General features: G+C 70.9%; 22 protein-coding genes. 13 read left to right on the plus strand and 9 right to left on the minus strand.

The window, feature by feature from the left end:
• Positions 1–509: zinc-binding dehydrogenase (locus ACFVYA_RS42900; RefSeq protein WP_387053435.1), on the plus strand; the 509-nt coding region annotated here is incomplete at its 5' end.
• A 1-nt stretch (position 510) separates the two neighbouring features.
• Here the strand turns inward: ACFVYA_RS42900 and ACFVYA_RS42905 are convergent.
• Together ACFVYA_RS42905 and ACFVYA_RS42910 are read right to left on the minus strand one after the other, a co-directional pair.
• Positions 511–972: a VOC family protein gene (locus ACFVYA_RS42905; RefSeq protein WP_387053437.1), complete on the minus strand. Its 462-nt coding sequence runs from the start codon at positions 970–972 to the stop codon at positions 511–513.
• A 122-nt stretch (positions 973–1094) separates the two neighbouring features.
• Positions 1095–1796, minus strand: coding sequence for a type 1 glutamine amidotransferase domain-containing protein (locus tag ACFVYA_RS42910; RefSeq protein ID WP_387053439.1), 702 nt, complete (start codon positions 1794–1796; stop codon positions 1095–1097).
• A gap of 147 nt (positions 1797–1943) precedes the next feature.
• On the opposite strand from ACFVYA_RS42910, the gene ACFVYA_RS42915 reads away from it, so the two are divergent.
• A complete protein-coding gene (locus ACFVYA_RS42915; protein ID WP_387053441.1) occupies positions 1944–2522 on the plus strand; it encodes a hypothetical protein in 579 nt (192 codons plus the stop codon).
• A 30-nt stretch (positions 2523–2552) separates the two neighbouring features.
• Here the strand turns inward: ACFVYA_RS42915 and ACFVYA_RS42920 are convergent, their stop codons facing one another.
• Positions 2553–3503: a helix-turn-helix domain-containing protein gene (locus ACFVYA_RS42920; RefSeq protein ID WP_387053443.1), complete on the minus strand. Its 951-nt coding sequence runs from the start codon at positions 3501–3503 to the stop codon at positions 2553–2555.
• A gap of 70 nt (positions 3504–3573) precedes the next feature.
• On the opposite strand from ACFVYA_RS42920, the gene ACFVYA_RS42925 reads away from it, so the two are divergent.
• Positions 3574–4368: an alpha/beta fold hydrolase gene (locus ACFVYA_RS42925; RefSeq protein ID WP_387053444.1), complete on the plus strand. Its 795-nt coding sequence runs from the start codon at positions 3574–3576 to the stop codon at positions 4366–4368.
• Between the two features lie 66 nt (positions 4369–4434).
• On the opposite strand, the gene ACFVYA_RS42930 is transcribed toward ACFVYA_RS42925, so the two are convergent.
• The gene (locus ACFVYA_RS42930; protein ID WP_285993429.1) at positions 4435–5040 is read right to left on the minus strand and encodes a response regulator transcription factor; all 606 of its coding nucleotides are present in this window, start codon (positions 5038–5040) and stop codon (positions 4435–4437) included.
• Positions 5034–6137: a GAF domain-containing sensor histidine kinase gene (locus ACFVYA_RS42935; protein WP_387053447.1), complete on the minus strand. Its 1104-nt coding sequence runs from the start codon at positions 6135–6137 to the stop codon at positions 5034–5036. The genes ACFVYA_RS42930 and ACFVYA_RS42935 overlap by 7 nt, the downstream gene beginning before the upstream one ends.
• Before the next feature lie 134 nt (positions 6138–6271).
• Between ACFVYA_RS42935 and ACFVYA_RS42940 the strand changes: the two genes are divergently transcribed.
• Both ACFVYA_RS42940 and ACFVYA_RS42945 read left to right on the plus strand, forming a co-directional pair.
• Positions 6272–7942, plus strand: a complete 1671-nt coding sequence (locus tag ACFVYA_RS42940; protein ID WP_387053449.1) for a CocE/NonD family hydrolase — start codon at positions 6272–6274, stop codon at positions 7940–7942.
• On the plus strand, positions 7939–9582 hold the full coding sequence (locus ACFVYA_RS42945) for an AMP-binding protein (protein ID WP_387053451.1): 1644 nt from the start codon (positions 7939–7941) through the stop codon (positions 9580–9582). Before ACFVYA_RS42940 ends, ACFVYA_RS42945 begins: the two co-directional genes overlap by 4 nt.
• A gap of 113 nt (positions 9583–9695) precedes the next feature.
• Here ACFVYA_RS42945 and ACFVYA_RS42950 read toward each other — a convergent pair whose 3' ends face one another.
• Entirely contained in the window at positions 9696–10502 is an 807-nt protein-coding gene (locus ACFVYA_RS42950; protein WP_387053453.1) for an IclR family transcriptional regulator, read from the minus strand.
• 173 nt (positions 10503–10675) lie between these two features.
• Between ACFVYA_RS42950 and ACFVYA_RS42955 the strand changes: the two genes are divergently transcribed.
• The 4 genes from ACFVYA_RS42955 (at position 10676) to ACFVYA_RS42970 (ending at position 14872) form a co-directional block, all read left to right on the plus strand.
• Positions 10676–12013 (plus strand): gluconate:H+ symporter, encoded by a 1338-nt coding sequence (locus ACFVYA_RS42955; protein WP_387053455.1) that lies wholly within the window; start codon positions 10676–10678, stop codon positions 12011–12013.
• 23 nt (positions 12014–12036) lie between these two features.
• Positions 12037–13371 carry an enolase C-terminal domain-like protein gene (locus ACFVYA_RS42960; RefSeq protein ID WP_387053457.1) on the plus strand — a complete coding sequence of 445 codons (1335 nt, stop codon included), beginning with the start codon at positions 12037–12039 and terminating at the stop codon, positions 13369–13371.
• A 126-nt stretch (positions 13372–13497) separates the two neighbouring features.
• A complete protein-coding gene (locus tag ACFVYA_RS42965) occupies positions 13498–14067 on the plus strand; it encodes a PadR family transcriptional regulator (RefSeq protein ID WP_387053459.1) in 570 nt (189 codons plus the stop codon).
• On the plus strand, positions 14054–14872 hold the full coding sequence (locus tag ACFVYA_RS42970) for an SGNH/GDSL hydrolase family protein (protein WP_387053461.1): 819 nt from the start codon (positions 14054–14056) through the stop codon (positions 14870–14872). Before ACFVYA_RS42965 ends, ACFVYA_RS42970 begins: the two co-directional genes overlap by 14 nt.
• A gap of 60 nt (positions 14873–14932) precedes the next feature.
• On the opposite strand, the gene ACFVYA_RS42975 is transcribed toward ACFVYA_RS42970, so the two are convergent.
• Positions 14933–15394, minus strand: coding sequence for a hypothetical protein (locus ACFVYA_RS42975; protein WP_387053463.1), 462 nt, complete (start codon positions 15392–15394; stop codon positions 14933–14935).
• 211 nt (positions 15395–15605) lie between these two features.
• Between ACFVYA_RS42975 and ACFVYA_RS42980 the strand changes: the two genes are divergently transcribed.
• From ACFVYA_RS42980 to ACFVYA_RS42995, 4 genes are all read left to right on the plus strand, one after another.
• Positions 15606–17408, plus strand: coding sequence for a serine/threonine-protein kinase (locus ACFVYA_RS42980; protein WP_387053465.1), 1803 nt, complete (start codon positions 15606–15608; stop codon positions 17406–17408).
• 80 nt (positions 17409–17488) lie between these two features.
• Positions 17489–18682 carry a right-handed parallel beta-helix repeat-containing protein gene (locus ACFVYA_RS42985; RefSeq protein WP_387053467.1) on the plus strand — a complete coding sequence of 398 codons (1194 nt, stop codon included), beginning with the start codon at positions 17489–17491 and terminating at the stop codon, positions 18680–18682.
• Complete coding sequence (locus ACFVYA_RS42990; RefSeq protein ID WP_387053468.1) at positions 18679–19470, plus strand: FHA domain-containing protein; 792 nt, start codon at positions 18679–18681, stop codon at positions 19468–19470. Before ACFVYA_RS42985 ends, ACFVYA_RS42990 begins: the two co-directional genes overlap by 4 nt.
• Before the next feature lie 255 nt (positions 19471–19725).
• The gene (locus ACFVYA_RS42995; protein ID WP_387053470.1) at positions 19726–20373 is read left to right on the plus strand and encodes a hypothetical protein; all 648 of its coding nucleotides are present in this window, start codon (positions 19726–19728) and stop codon (positions 20371–20373) included.
• A 79-nt stretch (positions 20374–20452) separates the two neighbouring features.
• Here the strand turns inward: ACFVYA_RS42995 and ACFVYA_RS43000 are convergent, their stop codons facing one another.
• Together ACFVYA_RS43000 and ACFVYA_RS43005 are read right to left on the minus strand one after the other, a co-directional pair.
• Positions 20453–20842 (minus strand): winged helix-turn-helix domain-containing protein, encoded by a 390-nt coding sequence (locus ACFVYA_RS43000; RefSeq protein ID WP_387053473.1) that lies wholly within the window; start codon positions 20840–20842, stop codon positions 20453–20455.
• Between the two features lie 48 nt (positions 20843–20890).
• The gene (locus ACFVYA_RS43005) at positions 20891–21403 is read right to left on the minus strand and encodes a TerB N-terminal domain-containing protein (RefSeq protein ID WP_387053472.1); all 513 of its coding nucleotides are present in this window, start codon (positions 21401–21403) and stop codon (positions 20891–20893) included.
• Positions 21404–22924 lie beyond the last annotated feature (1521 nt).

The raw sequence follows: 22924 nt of genomic DNA on the forward strand, positions 1-22924 counted from the left end.
CCCTCCGCCGCCCCGCCGCCCCGCCCCACCCCCACACCCGGGGCGGGCGACCGCTCGGTCTCGCGGTCGCCCGGCTGGCCGCGGCGCGCGAGCTGCGCGTGGTCGGCACCGGCAGCGCCGCCAAGCGTGAGCCGGCCGAGGCCGTGGGAGTGCGGTTCATCGACTACACGGCCGACGACGTCGTCGCCGCGGCCCGTGAGCTGGTTCCGGGCGGCTTCGACGGGATCGTCGACCTGGTCGGCGGCCCCTCGCTGCGGGCGGTCGCCCCGCTGGCGCGGGACCCTCGCAGTGTCATCGCCGTGGGCGACCAGTCCGTGTCCGACATCGGCGGCCGTTTCGTCGAGCGCCGCCTCGACCGCGAGAACCTGGCGCGCGCCGCCCGGCTGGCCCTCGACGGAGTCCTCGCACCACCGATCACGGCGGTTCACCCGCTGTCCGACGCGCCGGCCGCGCTCGCCACGGTCGAGAACGGGCACACCGCGGGCAAGGTCGTCATCAAGGTGACCTGAGTCAGTCCAGGCAGAACTCGTTGCCCTCGGGGTCGGTCATCACGATGAACCCGGCGCTGAGCGGAGGTCCGGGCTCGAAGCGGCGTACCCGGGTCGCGCCGAGGGCGACCAGCCGTTCACACTCCGCTTCGAGCGCCGCCATCCGCGCCTCGCCCTCCAGCCCCGGTGCGGCCCTGACATCGAGGTGGACCCGGTTCTTCGCGGTCTTGTCCTCCGGCACCTGCTGGAAGAACAACCGGGGGCCCTGACCGTCGGGATCTTCGACGGCGGAGCTGCTGTTGCGCTGGTCTTCCGGCACGCCGACCCGCTCGAGGAACTCGTCCCACGCGGCGAAGGGGTCGGCGCCCTCGGGCAGCTCGACGCCAGGCGGTGCAGGGTGGACGTAGTCCAATGCCTCGCGCCAGAACGCCGAAAGCGCCCGGGGGTCGTGGGCGTCGAACGTGACTTGGACGTGTCGGCTCATCGTGGTTCTCCGTTGGTCGTCGCCGGGCTGACGTCGCCCACCCTGCCACCGAACGCGGACAGGCGCGGTCCTCGATCTCCGGATCGCCCAGGAGTTCGGGGCGCTCAGGACCCCGCGGCTGCTCAGCCGGCCGCGGCGACGAGTGTTTTCGCCAGCTCGACCGAGGAGAAGGGGTTCTGTCCCGTGTAGAGGGTCCGGTCGACCACCACGTGCGACGACCAGGGCGCGGCGGTCACGAAGTCGGCTCCCAGTGCCCTGAGCCGGTCTTCGACCAGCCAAGGGGCCTTGGCCGCGAAGTCGTTGACGGACTCTTCGGCGTTGGTCAGCGAGGTCATTCGGTAGCCGGCGAACGGCCACGAACCGTCCGGCCGCTCGGCCGCCAGCAGGGCAGCGGGCGCGTGGCACAGCACCCCGAGGATCTTGCCGCTGTCCAGCGCCGCGGTCAGGAGCGTGCCGGCGGCGGGGGAGACGGCCAGGTCCTCCATGGGGCCGTGGCCGCCGGGGACGAACACCACGTCGTAGCCGGCGACGTCCACGGTTTCCAGCGTGGCGGGGTGCTCGAGCTCGGCCGCGATGGTGTCGAGGTACTCGGCCATCCGGCGGGCGCGCTGTTCGTCGCCGTTGTTGCCGGCCGCGGCGAGGCTGATCCGGTCGACGGTGGGGGTGACTCCGCCCGGGGTCGCGAGCGTGATGCCGAAGCCCGCTTCGCGGAAGATCCGGTGCGGCTCGGCGAGCTCTTCCGCCCAGTAACCGGTGGGGTGTTCGGTGCCGTCGGTGAGGGTCCAGTGATCCGCTCCGGTGACCACGAAGAGCACTTCAGTCATGGATACCGCTTTCTCTTCGGTGTCGATCTTCCGGGCGAATGGTAAGCACACCGGCCCGCCGACGGCGCGACGAGCCGGTTGACCACCTCGTTCGCACGAGCAAATAGCTCGGTGTCGTTTCGGCGGGTCCGGGCTTACCTTCGGGCCATGGCGAACGAACTGACCATTCCGCTCCTGCCTTGTCCTTCCATCGACGAGATCGCGTCGTTCTACGAAATGCTCGGCTTCGAAATCACCTATCGGCAGACGCGGCCGAACCCGCACATCGCGGTGCGACGGGAAGACATCAACCTGCACTTCTTCGGGATGGACGGCTACGACCCGGCGCAGTCGTACAGCACGTGCCTGGTCATCGTGGCGGACACCGGCGAGCTGTTCGAGGCCTTCGCGGCGGGGATGCGGTCCGTGCACGGAAAACTGCTCGTCTCCGGCATCCCGCGGATGACCCGGCCGCGGCTGCGCAACGACCGGTACACCGGGTTCACCGTCGTCGACCCGGGCGGCAACTGGATCCGGATCAACAAGGCCGTCAAGGAACCCGAGGCGCGGACCAAGCTCGCCAAAGCCATGGAGAACGCCGCGAGGCAGGCGGATGCGCACGGCGACGAACGCCAGGGCCTGAAGATCCTGGAAGGCGCGTTGAAGCGGGCGACCGGCGACGAACCGGAGTTTCAGGCGGTGCGGGAATACCGCGACGAGCTCATCGAACGGATCAAGGGGGTCTGAGCCGCCGCCGGAGGGCGGATGGCTTGCTGTCTAACGGTTTTCGCCGAAGGTGCGTCGGTAGGCGCCGGGTGTGGTGCCGAGGTGCGCCCGGAAGCGGCGGCGCAAGTTGACCGCCGAGGCGAGTCCGACTCGGGTGGCGATGGCCTCCACCGGGAGGTTGGTCTGTTCCAGCAGTACCCGGGTCGCATCGAGGCGCCGGCCGAGCAGCCACTGTCCCGGGCTGGTGCCGAGCTGTTCGGTGAACCGCCGGGCGAGAGTCCGGCTCGACAGCCCGGCGCGTTCGGCGAGCCGGCCGACGGTCAGGGTGTCGAGCCGGGAGGTGGCCCACTCCAGTAGCGGCCCCAATGACTCGTCCGACCCGGGTGGGGCGAGCCGGGTGACGTACTGGAGCTGGCTGCCCTCCCGGTGCGGCGGCAGCACCATGTTCCTGGCGATCTGGGCGGCGTAGGCCGCGCCGTGGTCGGCACGGACGAGGTGCAGGCACAGGTCGATGCCCGCGCCGGTCCCGGCGCTGGCCGCCACGTCGCCGTGGTCCACGTAGAGCACGTCCGGGTCCACCTCCACCTCGGGGAAGGTGGCGGCGAGCTGGGCGGTGTGGCGCCAGTGCGTGGTGGCGCGCCGCCCGTCGAGCAGCCCGGCCCGAGCGAGGACGAACGCCCCCGTGCAGATGGCGACGATCCTCGCCCCGCGCCGGTGGGCGGCCCGCAGCGCCTCGGTGACGGCCGGCGGCACCGGGGCATCGTAGGGCTGCCAGCCGGGGATGACCACGGTGTCCGCCTCCTGCAGGGCCGCCGGCCCCGCGTCGACGAGCATCGTGTAGCCGACGGTGGTCGGCAGCGGGCCAGGGCGCTCGGCGCAGATCCGGAAGTCGTAGTGGACGGGCAAGTCCTGCCGGACGGTGCCGAAGACCTCGGCGACGCAGGCGAGCTCGAACGGTGACTGGGGTGGGTTGAGCAGGGCCACCACCCGATGACGGACCATGGCACGAATGTACCCACGGACGTCTTTCTGGACACTCGCCCAGGGCGTAAACCCGGGTCACAGTGGTCTCATGAGTGTGCTGAGGACCGAGGTCCAGGTCGACGGCGAACCGGCCAGCTACCTGACCGCGGCGCAGGACGGCCCGGCTGTGCTGCTGCTGCACGGCACGTACTGGAGCCGGGTGTGGCTTCCGGTGCTCGGTGACCTCGCGGCGGCGGGACTGCGCCCCCTCGCGGTCGACTTCCCCGGGCTGGGGAGCTCGGGAGGCGAGCTGACCCGGGAAACGGCCACGGTCCCGGCCCTTGCGGACTGGGTGGTGCGATTCGCGTCCGCGCTTGAGCTCTCCGGGCCGATCGCCGTGGCAGGTCATGACATCGGCGGCGCCGTCGCCCAGCATCTCCTCGCTCACGACCGGCTGGAGATGTCCCGGCTGGCCTTGGTCAATTCGGTCACCTACGACTCCTGGCCGGCGCCTCACGTGGCCCGGCTCCTGGACGCCGCGCCGACGACCACCGCGGATGAGTTTCTCGCCGCTCGCAGGCAGGCCGTGACCACGGATCTGGCCGGTGCCGCCACCGAGCAGCGGATCGCCGGCTATCTGGATCCGTGGACCGAGCCGCGGGTCCGCCGCTCCTGGCTGGCCATGGCGGCCGCGGCCGAAAGCCGCTACACCCTCGACCTCGTTCCCGCATTGCGGCGGTCCACCACGCCCAAGCTGCTGATCTGGGGCGAGGACGACAGCTTCGAGAAGGTGGAGTACGCCGAGAAGTTCGCTTCGGAGATTCCGCGACGACGCTCATCCGTATCCCGGAAGCGAAACACATCCCCACCGAGAACGCGCCCGGTCGGATCGCCCGCGCCCTGATCGATTTCTTCACGGCATCGGCCGCGGGGAGCGCGCGGTGAACAGGGTGGGCAGCGGGTGACAGTTTCAGAGCAGGCCCTGGCCGCGGGCGTTGGCGATCAGCTGCGCTCGGTTGCGAGCGGCGAGTTTCTGCATCACCGCGCGCAGGTAGGTCTTGACGGTGTTGACCGACAGGTTCAGCTCGGCGCCGATCTCGGGGTTGGTGTGCCCGGCCGCGACGAGCCGCAGCACGTCGTATTCGCGGGCGGTGACCGGTGGGGTGGACGACACGGGCGCGTCGGTCCGGAAGGTCCCGGTGCGGGCGACGCTGCGGATGGCGTCCCGGATCGCCGTGCTGCCCGCGTGTTTCACCAGGATCCCGCAGGCGCCGGCACCCAGGGTCGGCGCGACGGCGGCGTGTTCGGGGAACGCGGTGAACAGCAGGATGCGGCTGTCCGGGCTGACGCGGTGCACCCGGGGGACGACGTCGGCGGCGAGGCAGTCGGGCAGCCGCAGGTCGAGCAGCACGACGTCGGGCCGTTCCGCGGCGCAGACCGTCACGGCCTCGGCGCCGGTGCCGGCGTGGCCGACGACGACCATGTCGGCGTACCGCTGCAGCTGGGCGGCGACGCCGTCGTGGACGACCGGGTGGTCGTCCACGATCACGATGCGGGTCCGGGTGCCGGTCAGCACGGGAGCCGGGCCCGCCAGATCGTGCCACCGTCCGGATCGGACACGACCCGAACGGAACCACCCAGCCGGCCGAGCGCTTCGGCGGTGCTGGTGAGCCCGAGCCCGGGTGTGTGGCCGGGGCCGAGTCCGACGCCGTCGTCGTGCACGGCGACCGTCAGCCAGGGATCACTTCGCCGTACCGACACTGTGACGGCGCCGGCGTGAGCGTGCTTTTCGACGTTCAGCAGGGCTTCGCGGACGGCCGTGAGGAGAACGTCCGATCGGGACGGTGCGAGTTCGGGCGGGTCCTCGTCCAGGATGACGAGCTCCGCGGGCAGACCGGTGCGGTCGGCGAAAGCTTCGCAATCGGCGCGCAAGGCGACACCGAGCGCGAGCGCGGCCGGCGAGGAACGCAGCGTGCGCAACGAATCGCGCAGCGCCGTGGTCGCTTCCGCGGCCTGCGTCCGCAACCGGTCGAGCCGGGCCCGCAGGTCCGGGTCCGCCTTCGTCGCCTCGGCGAGGTCGGCCATGCCCGAACCGATGGCGAACAGCAAGGCGCCGACGCTGTCGTGCAGGTCGGCCGCCATCCGGCGGCGCTCCTCGTGAACCGCGATCTCGCGGCTCAGGCGGGCGCGTTCGGCGACCGAGACCGCCAGCGCGGCCTGGGCCGCGACCGCCGACGCGCGTTCGATCTCGCGGTCGCCGAACGTCCCGTCTTCCCGCGGGCCGATGGCGAGGACACCGAGCGGTTCCCCGTCCCGGAGCAGCGGGACGGCCAGCACCCGCCGCACCTTTTCGGTGGCCATGTGCCGATCGAAGTCGTGGGTGATTTCCTGGCTGCCGAAGTAGTCGTCGACCCACCCCGCCTGCCCGGCGTGGAACACCTTGCCGGTCAGGCCCGTACCGGACGGCACCTGCAACGCCCGGAGCACGCCTGTCCAGTCGCCGGTGACCTGGTCGAGCGTCAGCACGCCGTCCGCGTCGGGGCGGGCAGTCCAGGCGACCTCGGAGCCTTCGGCGAGCAGGGCCAGGGCGCGGCGCAGCGCCTCGCCGCGGTCCAGTGCCGCGAGCAGGTCCGCGTAGTGCTCGTCGAGCCCGACGAGCGGGTGCGCTCGCATGTCCACATCAAACACTCCCGCGCCGGCATCTGTCACGGGTCGCCACACCCGTTCGGGTGTGCCGGGGTCGTCGCCGGTCTGCCAGGGTCCGGTCGCTCCCATCGGTGTGAGGAACGAGGCCACCAGTGCTTGACGTGACGATCGAACACGACGTGCCGGCCACCATGCGCGACGGCGTCGTGCTGCGGGCCGACGTCTACCGGCCCACGGGCGACGGGCCGTGGCCGGTGCTGCTGGCCCGGCTGCCCTACGGCAAGAACCTGCCGCTGCTCGCTGGCCTGATGGACCCGGTCGGCAAGGCGCGGCGCGGGTTCCTCGTCGTCGTCCAGGACACCCGGGGCCGTTACGCCTCCGACGGCGAGTGGGAGCCCTGGACGTTCGAGATGGACGACGGCTACGACACCGTCCGCTGGGCCGCCGCGCTCCCGGGCTCGAACGGGTCCGTCGGGATGTTCGGTCCCAGCTACCTCGGCAACACCCAGTGGATGGCCGCGCTCGCCAAGCCACCGGAGCTGAAGGCGATCTCGCCGATGGTCACCTGGTCCGAGCCGGACGACGGGCTCTTCGCCCGCGGCGGGGCCCAAGAACTCGGCATCACCGTGCCCTGGTCGCTCATGCAGGGCGTCGACACCCTGCTCCGCCGGCACGCCGACGACCCGATGGCCCGGGGACAGGCACTCATGGCCCTGGTCGGCGACACCGACGCGGTCGCCGGCAGCACGTACTGGGAACTGCCCACCGGCCGTCACCCCGTCTTCGAACGGCACGGCATCCCGGAACTCGGCTTCGAACGGTCCCGGCGGGAGCCCGGGTGGAGCGATTCGTGCCGCGTCGCCGGCCGGCAGGCGGAGGTCGACCTGCCGAGCCTGCACTCCGGCGGCTGGTACGACATCTTCTGCCAGGGCACGCTCGACAACTACGCGGCGATGCGCGCGGCCGGGCGGCCCGCGAAGCTGGTCATGGGTCCGTGGTCGCACACCGGCCAGATGGGGTACCTGGGCGACGTCAACTTCGGGCTCGCCGCGAGCACGGAGCTGTTGGGCTTCCGCGGCCGGTTCGCCGACCTCGAGCTCGGCTGGCTCCGCCAGTGGCTGGCGCCGGACGAGGCTCCTGCGCAGCCCGAGCTGCCACCGGTCTTGCTGTTCGTCATGGGGATCAACCAGTGGCGCGAAGAGCAGGAGTGGCCGCTCGCCCGCGCCGTCGACACCGACCTGTTCCTGCGCACGGGCGCCCGTCTCGCCTTCGAAGCCCCGGATGCCGGGGAAGGGGCCGACGCGTTCACCTACGACCCCGCCGACCCGGTGCCGACCACCGGCGGCGCCCTGCTGATGTCGAACGAGTTCCCGGCCGGCCCCTTCGACCAGGCCGAGGTCGAAGCCCGGCCGGACGTCCTCGTCTACACGAGCGACCCGCTCGACGAAGACCTCGAAGTCACCGGCCGGATCCGGGCCCACCTCACCGCGGCGACCGACGCCCCGACCACCGACTGGGTCGTCCGCCTCTGCGACGTCGGCCCCGATGGCGTGTCGCGGAACATCGCCGACGGGATCGTGCGCGCGGTGGCGACGCCGGGCGAATTCACCGAGCAGGTCGTCGACCTGTGGTCCACCAGCTACGTGTTCCGCGCCGGGCACCGCATGCGCGTGCAGGTCACGTCCAGCAACTTCCCGCGCTGGGACCGCAACCTCAACACCGGGGACGGCCTGCGATCGCAAGCCGCCCACCAGGAAATCGCCCACGACGGGACCCGGTGCTCCCGCATCGTGCTCCCCGTGATCCCGGCTCCCGCGGAAGGCCGACCGTGAACGGCAGCTACGCCTCCGGCACTTCCGGCGTCCCCTTGCTCGGCGACACCATCGGCGACAACTTCGACCGCACCACTGCCGCGGACCCGGACCGCGAGGCCCTGGTCGAGGTGCCGACGGGCCGCCGGTGGACCTACACGCAGCTCCGCGCCGACGTCGACGCCCTCGCCCTGGGTTTGCTCGGAACCGGAGTCGTGCAGGGTGACCGGGTCGGGATCTGGGCGCCGAACACGGCCGAGTGGACACTGCTCCAGTACGCGACAGCGAAGATCGGCGCCATCCTCGTCAACATCAACCCGAGCTACCGGACGCACGAACTCGAGTATGTGCTGAAGCAGGCCGGGATCTCGGTCCTGGTGGCGGCGCGGGCGTTCAAGACATCGGACTACGCCGGGATGATCGAGGAGGTCCGCGGGAACTGTCCCGAGCTGCGTTCGGTGGTGCTGATCGGGTCCGGCGAGTGGGACGAGCTGCTGGCGGCCGGCCGACGCGGAGACCCGGCCCGGCTGGCCGCGACCCAGGCGGCGTTGTCGCCGGACGACCCGATCAACATCCAGTACACCTCGGGGACGACAGGCTTCCCGAAGGGCGCGACCCTGTCGCACCACAACATCCTCAACAACGGCTACTTCGTCGGCGAACTCTGCGGCTACACGCCGGAGGACCGGGTCTGCATCCCGGTGCCGTTCTACCACTGCTTCGGCATGGTGATGGGCAACCTGGCCTGCACCTCCCACGGCGCCACCATGGTCATCCCCGCACCGGGCTTCGACCCGAAGGCAACGCTGGCGGCCGTGCAGCAGGAGCGGTGCACGTCGCTGTACGGCGTCCCGACGATGTTCATCGCCGAACTGAACCACCCCGACTTCGCCGACTACGACCTGTCCAGCCTGCGCACCGGGATCATGGCCGGGTCGCCGTGCCCGGTCGAGGTGATGAAGCAGGTCGTGTCCCGGATGGGCATGGAGCAGGTCACCATCTGCTACGGCATGACCGAAACCAGCCCGGTCTCGACCCAGACCCGCGTGGACGATTCGCTCGAACTGCGCGTCTCGACCGTCGGGCGGGTGCACCCGCACCTGGAGATCAAGCTGGTCGACCCGGCCACCGGGCTGACCGTGCCGCGCGGCGAGGCGGGAGAGCTGTGCACCCGCGGCTACTCGGTGATGCTGGGCTACTGGAACGACCCGGAGAAGACCGCCGAGGTGATCGACGCCGCGCGCTGGATGCACACCGGCGACCTCGCGGTGATGGACGCCGACGGGTACGTCAACATCACCGGCCGGATCAAGGACATGGTCATCCGCGGCGGGGAGAACATTTACCCCCGCGAGATCGAGGAATTCCTCTACACCCACCCCGACGTCGTCGACGCCCAGGTCATCGGCGTGCCGGACGTCAAGTACGGCGAAGAGCTCTGCGCGTGGGTCAAGCTGCGCGACGGCGCCGGCGAAGTGACCGCCGAGAGCCTGCGCGCCTTTGCCACCGGGAAACTCGCGCACTACAAGATCCCGCGGTACGTCCTGGTCGTCGACGAGTTCCCGATGACCGTGACCGGGAAGGTCCGGAAGGTCGAGATGCGGGAGAAGTCCGTCCAGGTCCTCGACCTGGGCGAGGCCGCCGCGATCAGGAACGCGTGACATGGACTTCGGCACGACTCCGCTCGACCGCGAAGTGGGTACCTCCGCTGGCCGACGCCGGCGAACTGCTCGACGCGATCACCCCGACACCCGCCGAGAAGCGTGTCCGGTGGTCAAGAGCGCCACTCGGGAGCACCTGATGCGGACGCCAGGAGCGCCTCGACCTTCACCCGGATCTCGCGCATGACGGACACGATGTGCGCTTCGTGCTCCTCGGTGAGCCTGGCCACCGGGACCGAGCAGCTGAGGGCGTCGATGGCCGGGGTGTCGTACCGCAGCGCGAACCCGAAGCCCGCTATGCCCGGCACGGTCTCCTCGTGCTCGATCGCGTACCCGCGCGCACGTACCTGCGCCAGGTCGGCCAGCAGCGCGGCACGATCGGTGAGGGTCTTCTCGGTCAGGGCGGCGAACGGGCCGGTCAGCCGCGAAAGCTCGGCGTCGGAGCGCTCGGCGAGCAGCGCCTTGCCGAGCGCGCCGGCGTGAGCCGGGATTCGACGCCCGACCCGGCTGATCGTGCGCACGTACTCGTGGGACTCGCGGGTCGCGAGGTAGACGACGTCCGGGCGGTCGAACCGGGCCAGGTGGATCGTTTCGCCGAGTGCGTCCGAAGCCTCGTCCAGGTAGGGGCGGACCGTGCGCACCCGCCGGTCGGTGTCGAGGTAGCTCGTGCCCGTGAGCAGAGCGCGGATTCCGATGCCGTAGAGGGAGCCGGTGACGTCCGTGCGCACCCAGCGGGAGTCGACCAGGGTCTGGAGCAATTGGTACATGCTGCTGCGCGGCACGTCCAGTTCGGTGGCGAGTTCCTCCAGCCGAGCCGGCCGATCACCTCGCGCGGCGAGCAGCTCCAGCAGCGCGACGGTCCGGGCCGCCGATTTCACGCCGCGGATCCCCTTGCTCCGGCCCACGCCAGCCTCTGACATGCCGCCATCGTAAATCTTGCCCCCGCGCAGCCATTGACCCCGCGGAGTCCGCCCCCTAACCTCCATCTGCATATGTAGACGAGATCTGTATACAAGGACATTGTTCATATATCTGAACAATGCACACGTACCCGAAGCCGTTGCCGAACGACACAGTTCAAAGGGGAACTGACATGCCGCTCATCGTGGTCGGGATCAGCGTGCTGATCCTGCTCCTGCTGATGACCAAGCTGAAGCTGAACGGCTTCGCCGCGCTGCTGCTCGTCGCCGTGGCGGTCGCCATCGTCCAGGGGATTCCGCTGGGCAAGATCCCCGACGTCCTCTCCGAAGGCATCGGCGGCCAGATCGGCGACACGATGCTCACCATCGGCCTCGGCGCGATGGTCGGCCGGGTGATGGGCGACTCCGGTGCCGCGCAACGGATCGCCGGAAAGCTCCTCGACGCCTTCGGCCCCCGGTGGGTCCAGGTGGCCATGGTCGTCACGTCCATGCTCATCGGCGTGACCATGTTCTACGAGGTCGCCTTCGTCATCATCGTGCCCATCGCGTTCACCCTCGTCCGGGTCACCGGCGCAAAGCTGCTGTGGGTCGGACTGCCGATGTCCATCGCCCTGTCCACCATGCACAGCTTCCTGCCGCCCCACCCCGGACCGACCGCCGTCGCCGCGACCTTCCACGCCTCGGTCGGACTGACCCTGTTCTACGGCCTGTTCATCGCCATCCCGGCCGGGGCGCTCATCGCCCTGGTGTGGCCGCGGCTGCCGTTCGTCAAGCGGATGGACCCCGCCGTGCCCACCGGCCTGGTCGGCGAACGCGAGTTCACCGACGAGGAAATGCCTGGTCTGGGCTGGTCGCTGGGGGTCGCGCTGGTCCCCGTGGTGCTCATCGCCGGCGCCGCGGTGACCGACCTGGCCGTCTCCGGCGACGGCCCCTTCCTGCACCTCATCGCCTTCATCGGCTCGGCCCCGATCGCGCTGCTGCTCACCTTGCTGCTGGCGGTGTGGGTGTTCGGTCCGCGGATCGGCCGGAGCCTGGACGAAGTAAGCGCTTCCTGCGCTTCCGCCGCCAAGGCGATGGCGATGATCCTGCTGGTCATCGGCGCCGGCGGTGCCTTCAAGAACGTCCTCGTCGAAGGCGGGATCTCCGACTACATCAAGGATGTCACGCACAGCTGGCCCATTTCGCCGCTCATCCTCGCGTGGCTCATCGCGGTCATCCTGCGCGTGGCGCTCGGCTCCGCCACGGTCGCCGTCGTCACCGCGTCCGGCGTGGTGCTGCCGCTGGTGGCGGGCAGCGGGATCCACCCCGAGATGATGGTGCTCGCCGTCTCCTGCGGCTCGATCGCCTTCTCCCACGTCAACGACCCGGGCTTCTGGCTGTTCAAGGAGTACTTCAACCTCTCGGTCGTCGAAGCGATCAAGGTCCGGACCAGCTACACCACCGTCCTGGCGATCCTCGGCCTCGGCGGCGTCCTCGCCGTCGACGGCATCCTTGGCGCCCTCAACCTCTGAACACCCGTCACAGAAAGACAGCCATGAGCGTCGAGCAGCCGATCGTCACCGCCTTCTCCGTCTACCCGGTCGCCGGCCGGGATTGCATGGAGCTGAACCTTTCCGGCGCCCACGGGCCCTACTTCACCCGCAACGTCGTCGTCCTCGAAGACTCCGAGGGACGCACCGGACTGGGCGAGGTACCGGGCGGGGAAAAGATCACCCGGACGCTGCGCGACGCCGAATCCCTCGTCGTCGGCGCGAAAGTGGGCGACTGCAAACGCGTCCTGCGCGAGATCGGCGACCGGTTCGCCGACCGCGACACCGGTGGCCGCGGCAGCCAGACCTTCGATCTCCGCACGACCGTCCACGCCGTCACCGCCGTCGAGGCGGCGCTGCTCGACCTGCTGGGACAGCACCTCGACGTCCCGGTCGCGGCGCTGCTCGGAGACGGGCAGCAACGCGACTCCGTCCGGGTGCTGGGCTACCTCTTCTACGTCGGCGATCCCGACCGCACGGATCTCGAGTACGCCCGCGAACCCGGCTCGGCCGTCGACTGGCACCGGATCCGGCACGAGGAAGCCCTGACGCCCGAAGCGATCGTCCGTCAGGCCGAGGCCACCCACGACCGGTACGGCTTCCGCGACTTCAAACTCAAGGGAGGCGTTCTGGAAGGCGCGGAAGAGGTCGAAGCCGTACTCGCGCTCAAGCAACGCTTCCCCGACGCCCGGATCACGCTCGACCCCAACGGGGCCTGGTCCCTGCGCGAAGCGATCGAGCTCTGCCGGCCCCTGGTCGGCACCCTCGCCTACGCCGAAGATCCCTGCGGCGCCGAAGACGGCTACTCCGGACGCGAGATCCTCGCCGAATTCCGGCGCGCGACCGGCCTGCCCACCGCGACCAACATGATCGCGACCGACTGGCGGCAGCTGACCCACGCCCTGGCCCTGCAGTCGGTCTCCATCCCGCTGGCCGACCCGCACTTCTGGACCATGCAGGGCTCGGTGCGCGTGGCCCAGCTGTGTCACGCGATGGGGCTGACCTGGGGCTGCCACTCCAACAACCACTTCGACATCTCGCTGGCCATGGTCACCCACTGCGGTGCCGCCGCCCCGGGCGAGTACAACGCCCTCGACACGCACTGGATCTGGCAGGAAGGCCTGGAACGGCTCACCACCGCCCCGCCCCGCATCGTCGACGGGGAAGTCGCGATCCCCGACGCCCCCGGTCTCGGCATTCAACTCGACCGGGATCGACTCCTCGCCGCCCACGAGCTCTACCAGGAGAAGGCGCTGGGAGCTCGCGACGACGCGGCCGGGATGCGCTATCTGATCCCCGGCTGGGAGTTCGACGGCAAACGCCCCTGCCTGGTGCGGTAGCGGCGGGATGCCGTCACGGGCGGGGCGCTCCGATCGCCGGACTCGCGGTGTCCACCTGATACTCAAGGATGCGATTAGTCATTTTCTTGAGTATGGTGCAGTGGTGGACGAGGAAGGGTTGCTTCGATGGCCTTGCGACATGCCGTGCTGGCAGCGCTCCTGGACAGCGAGTACAGCGGATACCAGCTGGCGAAGGCGTTCGACGTCGGCGTCGCGAACTTCTGGCACGCCCTGCCCCAGCAGCTGTACGCCGAGCTGACCAAGCTGGAGAAAGAAGGGCTGGTCGCGGGCCGGCAGGTGATCCAGGAGACCCGGCCCAACAAACGTCTGTTCCGGGTCACCGACGCCGGTCGCGCCGAGCTGGAGAAGTTCGCCGCGGGCGCGTCGAAGCCCTCGTTCATCCGTGACGATCTGCTCGTCAAGGTCCAGGTCGCCGACGTCATCGGCACCGCACCGGTGATCGAACAGCTCGAAGAGCGAGCGTCCGCGGCCGAGGCCAAGATCGAGCTCCTCGGCAAGCTGCTGCGGCAGCTGCGCGGTGACGCGGGCGAGGAGGAGTTCCTCCGCCGGGGCGAACGGATCGGGCCGTACCTGACCTGCCTGCGCGGCGTGGCCTTCGAGCAGGAGCAGCGGGACTGGTGCCTGCGGATCGCAGCCGTCCTCAAAGAAAGGCAGTCGACTCATGCCGAGCGGTGAATACCTGCGCTACGTCGCCCTGGGCGACAGCCATACCGAAGGGCTCGGCGACGGGGACGACACCGTCGGCCTGCGGGGCTGGGCCGACCGGCTCGCCGAACACCTCGCGGCCGTCGACCCCGGGCTCTGGTACGCCAATCTGGCCGTCCGGGGACGTGTCGCCGGCCAGGTCCGCGCCGAGCAGCTGGGGCCCGCCCTGGCCCTGCGCCCCGACCTGGCCACCGTCGTCGCCGGAGTCAACGACCTGCTCCGGCCCCGGTTCGACGCGGCAAGGGTGGCCGAGCACCTGGAGGAGATGTTCGCCGCGCTCACGGCCGCCGGTGCCCACGTGGTCACCCTCACCGTCCCCGACGTCGGAAAGATCGCGCCGCTTGCCCGGCCCATCAGCTCCCGCGTGTTCGACCTCAACACCCGCATCCGCGCCGCGGCCGACCGCCACAACGTCACGGTCGCCGAAACCGGCCGAGAGGCCGTCGCCACCGACGCACGGATGTGGAGCACGGATCGGCTCCACGCCAGTCCACTCGGCCACGAGCGAATCGCCGCAGCCGTCGCCCAAGCCCTCCACCTGCCCGGAAGCGACGACGCCTGGACGCTCCCCCTGCCGCCACAGGCAGTCCCCGCGGGCCGGCAAGCCGTAGCGGCCGAACTGCGCTGGGCGGCCACATTCCTCGGCCCCTGGCTCGGCCGCCGGCTGCGCGGCCGGTCCTCGGGCGACGGCCGCACGGCAAAGCGGCCCCGGCTTCTGCCGCTGAGCGCCGCCCCCGACTCCCCGGCAGACGCCGGTCAACGGGAATTCTCGTAGGGACGGCCCGGCCCCGGGCGGTCTCCTCTCGAACGGCTCATGACTACGAGGACGTCACGGTCACCACCGGCGGAGACGGTGGCCGGTGTCGCCCCACGGCGAAGTGAGCCGGACGCCGTCTTCGGTGAAGAAGAACCTGCCTCCCACGACCGCCGCGCCGAGACCGAGCACGTTGGTGAGCATCGGCAGCACGTACGGCAACGAGGCCGGCTCGTCCAGCGCGTCCAAGGCGAGCAGGCGGAGGGTCGACGGCGTGGCGATCAACGCCCCGAGCAGGAACAAGCCGAACCAGGCCAGTTTCCACTGCCGGCGCTTGGCCGGGCTGAACACCCGCAAGGGCAACCGGCTTCCACACGAACCGCAGGCCACCGTGGCTTCGACGAGGCCGGTGGCGGGCCGGGAAACCGGAATGTCGCTCAGCGAGTACCGGACGGTGGTCGTGGCCACGACGACGTACTCGCGGTGCCGCTCGCCGTGGATGCAGGCCAGCCGCACCCGCGGGTACTCGCCTGTCTCGGCCACTGCTGCCTCACCACTTCCCGTGCTGCGTCGGCAGTATCGGGCCCAGTCGCGGGGACGGGTCCCGGGACATCTGATCCGGGACCTGTCCCCGGCCACGCCCCCCACGCTCGGCGCATGCAGCTGAAGGCGGCCACCACCGGACAAAACCGGTACGGGCCGCCGCGGTGACGCGGGGTCAGCGGGCCGATACGCGATTTCGTACACTGCCCGCGTGGGCAAGGGGCGAGTCGTGGCCAACCGCTACCGGTTGGAGGAGGAGCTCGGCCGGGGTGGCATGGGCGTCGTCTGGCGGGCGGTCGATCTCGAGCTCGGCCGGCAGGTGACCCTCAAGCGCGCACTGGGCGAGGACGCCGGGCAGATCCGGCGGGAGGCGCGGATCGGTGCCGGGCTGCTGCACTCGAACGTCGTCACCGTGTTCGACACGGTCACCGACGGGGACGCCCAGTGGCTGGTCACGGAGTACCTGGCTGCCCGGAGTCTCGAGGAACTCGTCGACGACGGCGGGCCGCTGCCCGAGGACCGGGTCCGGCGGATCGGCGCGCAGCTCGCCGCGGCGCTCGCGGACATGCACGCCCGTGGCATCGTCCACCGCGACGTCAAACCGGGCAACGTCCTGGTGACCGCGGACGACGTCGCCAAGCTGACCGACCTGGGCATCGCCCGCTGGACCGAGGTCACCCGCACCGGCGGCGCCCAGCTCACCGGCACGCTCGGGTACGTCGCGCCGGAGGTGGCCGACGGCGCCGAAGCCGGGCCCGCCTCGGACGTCTTCTCCCTGGGAGCCACCCTCTACGCCGCGATCGAAGGCCGGTCGCCGTGGGGGTCGGGTGAGGACGGCCCGTTCGCGCAGATGCGCCGCGCCGCCGCCGGGCGGCCCGCACCCGCCGAGCGCGCCGGGCCGTTCGCGCCGGTGCTCGACGTGCTGATGGCCCGGCGCCCGGCTGACCGGCCCGGCGCCGCCGAAGTGGTCACGCTGCTCACGGCGGACGCGCCCGTGCCCCGGCCGCGCCGCCTCCTGCGCCGCCGGGTGCTCGCCGGCGCCGCGGTGGCGGCGGTGGCCGCGCTGGTGGCCGGGTTCGTCCTCGCCCGGCCGCTGTGGACCACCGCCGGCGGCGCCCCGGCCGGGCCGACCACCCCCAGCGCACCGGCTGGGGCGAACACCCTCGGGTCCGACCCGGCCGGGACGGACCCGTGCGCGGCGATCTCGCTCAACTCGCTCGCCGCGTTCGGGGAGCCGTTCGTGGACCCGGAGGTGCTGAACTTCGGCACCTGCGTCGTCACGACCACGCTGACCGGCAAGGCCGGGAAGGTGCAGACCCGGCTCGACCTGACCGGCCCGCTGCGGTACCCGCCCCGGCCGCCGGTGCCCGGGAAGATGGGCGAAGTCGAGTACCCCGAGATGCACGACGGCTCCTGCGAGCGCGCCATCTCGCTGGCCGATGCCAATCGGATCGTCGTCACCTCACGCGCGATAGAACGCGCGCAGGACGCGCCGGTGTGCTCCTACTCGGAGTCGGTGCTGTCCGGCGTGCTGGCCACGCTCGCCAACGGGCCCCTGCCGCGGCGCGCCCAGCTCCCGGAGCGGTCACTGGCGCACGTCGACGCCTGCCGCCTGCTCGACGACGCCGCGACGACCGGCGTGCTGGGCCGGGCCAAGAAACCGGACCGCGCGTTCGGCGGCTGGGGCTGCACCTGGGAGCACGATCCGCGCACGCTCACCGTCGAGTACAGCCGGGAGTGGCCGATCGAGAAGGACGAGGAGGTGCCGGGCGACCGGATCCGCATCGGGAACCGCAACGCCGTCGTGGCGCCGGTGCCCGGTGGGCACCCGGAGTGCGCCGTCAAGGTCGTGCACCGCTCCTACACCCCCGCCCTGCCGATGCTGGAGGGCACTCCGCAGGACCGGGAGGAAGTCGCCGTCGTCACGGTCGAGGACACCGCGGCGGCCGGTGGGGACACGCTGTGCGCGACCGCGCGATCGCTGGCGGAGGTCCTCGTCCGGCAGCTGCCCTGAGCCGGGGACCGGTCCCCGGCGGTCCCGGCTAGAAAGGGAGCCGAGGCCGGGTTCGCGGGCCGGAGCAGACGGGACGAGAAGTGGCGATACGGGTACTGGCCGGTGGGGCGCTCCTGGTGGTGGCCATGGCCGGTCCGGCAGCCGAGGGGGCTGCCGGACCGGTGCCGCGCACCTGGCACGTCGGCCCGCACGGGAAGTACACAGGAGTGCAGGCCGCGGCCGACCTCGCCCGGCCGGGCGACACGGTCGCGATCGAGGCCGGCGTGTACCCGGGCGGGCTGACCGTCCGCCGCGACGGCGCCCCGGGCCGCCCGATCCGGTTCACCGGCACCGGCGGCACCGCGGTGCTGACCGGCGCCGGCGGCCTGGCGGTGGGCGGGCACAGCTGGCTGGAGTTCACCGATGTGACCGTGTCCGGCTCGACCCGCTTCGGCGTGTACGCCGCGGGCGCGCACGACCTCGTGTTCGACCGGTTCGGCGTCGACGGCTCCCGCGACGGCGGGCTCGTGCTGGTCGGCACCCGGCGGGTACGGATCACCGGCTGTGACATCCGCGGAACCAACGCCGGCGGCACCGCGGCCGACCACGAAGCGCTGAGCATCGCCTCCGGCTCGTCGGACGTCGAGGTGTCCGGCTGTCACGTGCACGACAACGGCGAGGAAGGCATCGACGTCAAGTACGACGACGCCGCCCGGGTGAAGATCCACCACAACGTCGTGACCGGCAACCGCGGCCCGGACATCTACGTCGACTCATCGTCCACAGTGGACGTCTACGCCAACGTGGTCGGCGGGACCCGCGAGGCCACCAAGGCCGGGATCGGGCTCGCCGTCGAGGACTACTCGGAAAGCCGGCTGCTGTCGAAGGTCCGGGTCTTCGACAACCTGTCCACCGGCAACGCGCAGGCCGGGCTGAGCCTCTGGGCCGAGTCGACCGGGACCATGCGGGACCTGACGATCGTCAACAACACCTTCTCCGGCAACGCCCGCGGCTCCCTGCTGATCGACGCCGACCGGTTCACCGGAACGAACACCTTGCGCAACAACGTGTTCGGTGACGGGCCGGTCGACGCCGGGCCGTTCGCCGCCGACCACAACCTCGCCGGCGATCCGGGGTTCGCCGATCCGGCTCGCGGCGACTACCACCTCGCCGAGGGCTCGGCCGCGGCCGACGCCGGCAGCCCCGGGTGCGCGCCCGCGTTCGATCTCGACGGTGTCGCCCGGCCCGCCGGCGCGGGCTTCGACATCGGTGCCTACGAACGGAGGTGGCCGTGACCACCGAACGCCTCGACCCACACCACCAGCGCAGCCTGCGGCACGGCGTCGCCGGCACCGTGCCGGGCATGTTGAGCGCGCTCACCGTCACCGGCGGCGTCGCGGTGCCGCCGTCGCCCGGCAGCCGGGTGACCTTCGGGCGCAACCGGCTGGAGGTCGACGTGTGCGTCGGCGAGGAGGACGTGCGGATCAGCCGGGTCCACGGGCTGCTCGTGCGCGAGCGGGACCGCTGGTGGCTGAGCAACACCGGCCGCTCGCCGATCCGCCTGTCCGACAGCGTCCTGCTGCACCGCGACAGCGAACCGCTGCCGCTGGCGGACGGCTACACCGCGCTGTTCCTGCGCGGGACCCGCGAGCACGTGCTGGAGCTGCTCGTCTCCGACGGCGAGGCCGGTGTCGCCACGCGCCGCCCGACGCACCCGACGGCACCGCCGAAACGCTGGCGGCTGTCCCCCGAAGAGCACCTCGTGCTGGCGGTGCTCGGGCAGCGGTACCTCGGCTACGACCCCCACCCGCTGCCGCTGTCCCGTCAGCAGGTGGCCGCCGAGCTCGCCGACCGGCGGCCACATGAGAACTGGACGGTCAAGCGCGTCGAACACCTCGTTTCCCGGGTCCGGCAACGGCTTTCCGACGCCGGCGTGCACGGGCTGCGCCGGGAGGAGGTGGGGGAGCCGGTGGGGCTGACCCTGACCGTGAACCTGCTGCGCGAGCTGGTGCTTTCGACGACCCTGGTGCCGATGGACCTCGAATGGCTCGAGCTTCCCGACCCCCCGCTTGCCCCCGGCTGAGGGTGGCCGTGCTCCGGCCGGTCGGAGCCGACCCGCCGCCGTTCGGGTATCCCGGGCACGTGCGTGTCGGTGACCAGGTGCGGACTCCCGGCGGCGGCACCGGCCTGATCGAGCGGTTCGGCACGGCAGACGGCGCCCGGCTGTTCCACGTCGGGCGGCCGGCGGGGTGAGCGTACTCGGCATCGACGCCCTCGGCTCCCTGCCGGCGGAGGCGGGCTGGGACCGGTCCCCGCGCAGGTGAACTAGAAATCAGGTATGCAGCGGTCCAAGAGGCGGAAGCCGAAGAAGCGACGGCACCGCATGCCGCCGAAAGAGCCGAAGCGGCCTCCTGTCGCACCGGCGGAACCGGCCGCGGGGGCAGTGGTCCACCCGCTGCCGGGGTTCCGCGACCCCGCCGGCCTCCCCGAGCTGTGCCGGAGCCTGATCAGCGCGGTGCACCTGCTGAGGACCGGGCACGACGCAGCGTTGCTGCGAGCCTTCCTGGAGGGCCGCCGGGTGGCCTTCGGCCTCCTCAAGCCGTGGTGGCGCCGGATGTTCCAGGCCTCGCGGGCCACGTACCTCCGAGCGTTGCCTCCGGCATTGGCCGCACTGGACAGGGAACTGGAGCGCCGGCGAGCAGGCGACCAGCGCCGCCGAGCGGTCGACCTCCACCGGGTCGAGTGGCCGGCAGCCCCGGATCCGATCCTCCCTCCCAGTCCCTGCCTGACCGGGGACAGGTGCGAGAACTGCTCGTCTCGCACCGGACGTCTGCACGTCATCGTCGAGGACTGTGCGATCGGCGTTCCGATGGGGTTGCGCCTGGCGTGCGCGGTCCTGTGCCGGGAATGCAAAGCCCTGCCGTTCGGGCAGATGTTCGGCCCGGCGGAAATATCCCGGCGCGTCATGCAGCACAGAACGCACTGATCGCCGATGGGACAGCACGGCGATGAGGGGCCAGGAGGTGCCCGCAGGACGACGGAGGCGGCTTCGGCCGGCTCGCCGATCAGCGCGCGGCCACTTCGGCCGCGCTAGCCGTTCCCCGCGCCTGGCCGAGCAGGTAACCGGTGCCGCGGACCGTGTGGATCACCCGTGGCTCGCCGAGTTTGCCCCGCAGCTGGGCGATCAGAACGTCCAGGACGTTGGTGGCCGGGGGAACGAGCTCGTCCCAGGCGGCGGCCAGCAGGTCGGCGCGGCGGACCGGTTCGCCGGGCGTGGCGAGCAGGCGGTGCAGGACGGCGAATTCCTTGCCGGTCAGCGTGAGCAGGACACCGCCGCGGCGGCCCTCGTGGCGGCTGGTGTCCAGCTCGAGGTCGGAGCACCGCAGGACGAAGGCCCGCGGGCGAGCCGGCGCCGTCGGGATTGCGCCCCAGGCAGCGGCTGTAGGCGTCGAGATCGCTGGTCACGCCCTCGACGATGTCCCGCAGCTTGGTGATCGGGCCGGTCAGCTTGCCGACGTCGGGCAGCTTCGTGGCCGTCGCCGAACTTCGCGCGGTACCGCTTGGTGAACAGCTCCAGGAAACTCGTTCGGGCAGCGCACCGCCGGCGTGCGGAGGTGGGCGCCAGGATGGTGGCCGTACCAGGACAACGCCCAGTCCGCCGGGACCGGCTGTCCGTCGACGGCCAACTGCGCCAACCCCACTTTGAGCTCCACAGGCAGCTCTTGACTCCACTCGGGAACAGGCGGCGCCGGCAGCCCTCCTTGCAGTGTCGTTCCCGCGACCGTGACTCCCCGGCCCGGCGGAACCCAGGCGTGGCCACGCGCCGGTCGATCTGGTCGAGGGGGGGGCGGAGCAACGGCCTGCGTGCTGGCCGGCCGCGTCGTCGAAGGCTGATTGTCCAGCCGCCGTGAAGGGGCAGGCTGCGCCGGCGCCTGCGTCGTTCCGGAGACAGGGGTTCGCTTGATGCGCCGAACCAGCCAGACGACGATCACCAGCACGACCAGGAACGCGATCATCCCTGCCAAAGAACCCCCTTGGCCTGACTACCTTCAGGCGTCGAACACCTCCAGGTCGGTGCCGCCCCGGCCTCGGGTGGTAGCCGGTGCCCGCCGGACGAGAGTTACCAGCTCCAGCGGTCGGCTCCAACCCAGACGATTACCTCAGCCACCGGATCGACCATCTGGCCGATCACCGAGCCGAGCGCTCTCGCTGTCCTCGGACAAGGACCCACTCGCTGGGCGCTGATCCGCGTCATCGGACGCGCGCCGCGGCGGACGACTTGTGGATGTTTGTCCGTCTACATGTAACGCAACCCCGCCAACAATCGACACATGCGTCGTGCTTCAGACACGTCGTTCCTTCACTTTGGTCTTGCCAGCTGCCGCCGCAGCACTGACGCTCGCTGGCTGCGGAAGTGAGCCGCATTCGAAGACCTCACCGCTGGACGGTTCGCGTGAAGCGCTCAGCTAGGTCGCTAGCTGCGGAGAAGCGGTTCCGGGAGCGGGTGGCGGAACTGGGCGGCACGGTGCTCGAACCGGAATGGCTCGGTGTGGATACCCCGCATCGTGTCCGCTGCGTTGCCGGTCACGAGGGCTCTCCCAGGCCGTCCAGCGTCCAGCATGGGAATGGGATCTGCCGCACTTGCGCCGGTAAGGACCCGAAAGCCGCTAGAGCCGCGTTCTACGCGCGGGTGGTTGAGTTAGGCGGGAAGGTGCTCGGGCCAGAATGGCTCGGCAATCGAGCCCCGCACCGGGTGCGGTGCGCCGCCGGACACGAATGCACCACTATCCCTTCCAACGTCCAACAGGGAGAGGGAATCTGCCGCGCTTGCGCGGATGGCGGTAGGGGCTCCGGAAGGTCCCTCTGTGCGTGGGACGCGTTTCTCGCTTGCGTTGCCGGACAGGGCGGCACGGTGCTAGAGCCCGAATGGCTCGGCTCCGGGACTCTACATCGGGTGCGGTGCGCTGCCGGGCACAATGGGAAGATTCGGCCGAATGCCGTACAACAAGGTCGCAAGATCTGTGGCAGATGCCGATCGGCAAGGTCTCTTGCTCTGTGGGACAAATTCCGGACCCGAGTGGCCGAACTAGGCGGCGAAGTGATCGAACCGGAATGGCTCGGGAACAACGTGCCACATCGGGTACAGTGCGCTGCCGAGCATGACTGCACTCCCAGACCAGCCGGCGTCCTAAAAGGGCCAGGGCTCTGCCAAACCTGCGCATTTCGTACCTCGGGGGCCACAAAGTCTCTCACAGCTTGGGCCACATTCCGGGATCAGGTGGCTGAGCTGGGAGGGGAAGTGCTGGAGCCGGAATGGCTCGGTAGCGACGCCCCCCCACCGGGTGCGCTGCGCGGCTGGGCACGACTGCACGCCTTGGCCGTCCAGCGTCGCGAGGGGGCAGGGGGTCTGCCGCGCGTGCGCCGGAAATAGCCCAGAGGTCGCTAGTGTCCTGCGCCTGAAATTCGTTGGCAATATCGTGCGAGCGAGTCGATGATCTCCTCAGCAGTCTTGCGCCACACGAACGGCCGGGGGTTGT

The sequence above is a fragment of the Amycolatopsis sp. NPDC058278 genome (assembly GCF_042881395.1).
Classification (GTDB): domain Bacteria; phylum Actinomycetota; class Actinomycetes; order Mycobacteriales; family Pseudonocardiaceae; genus Amycolatopsis.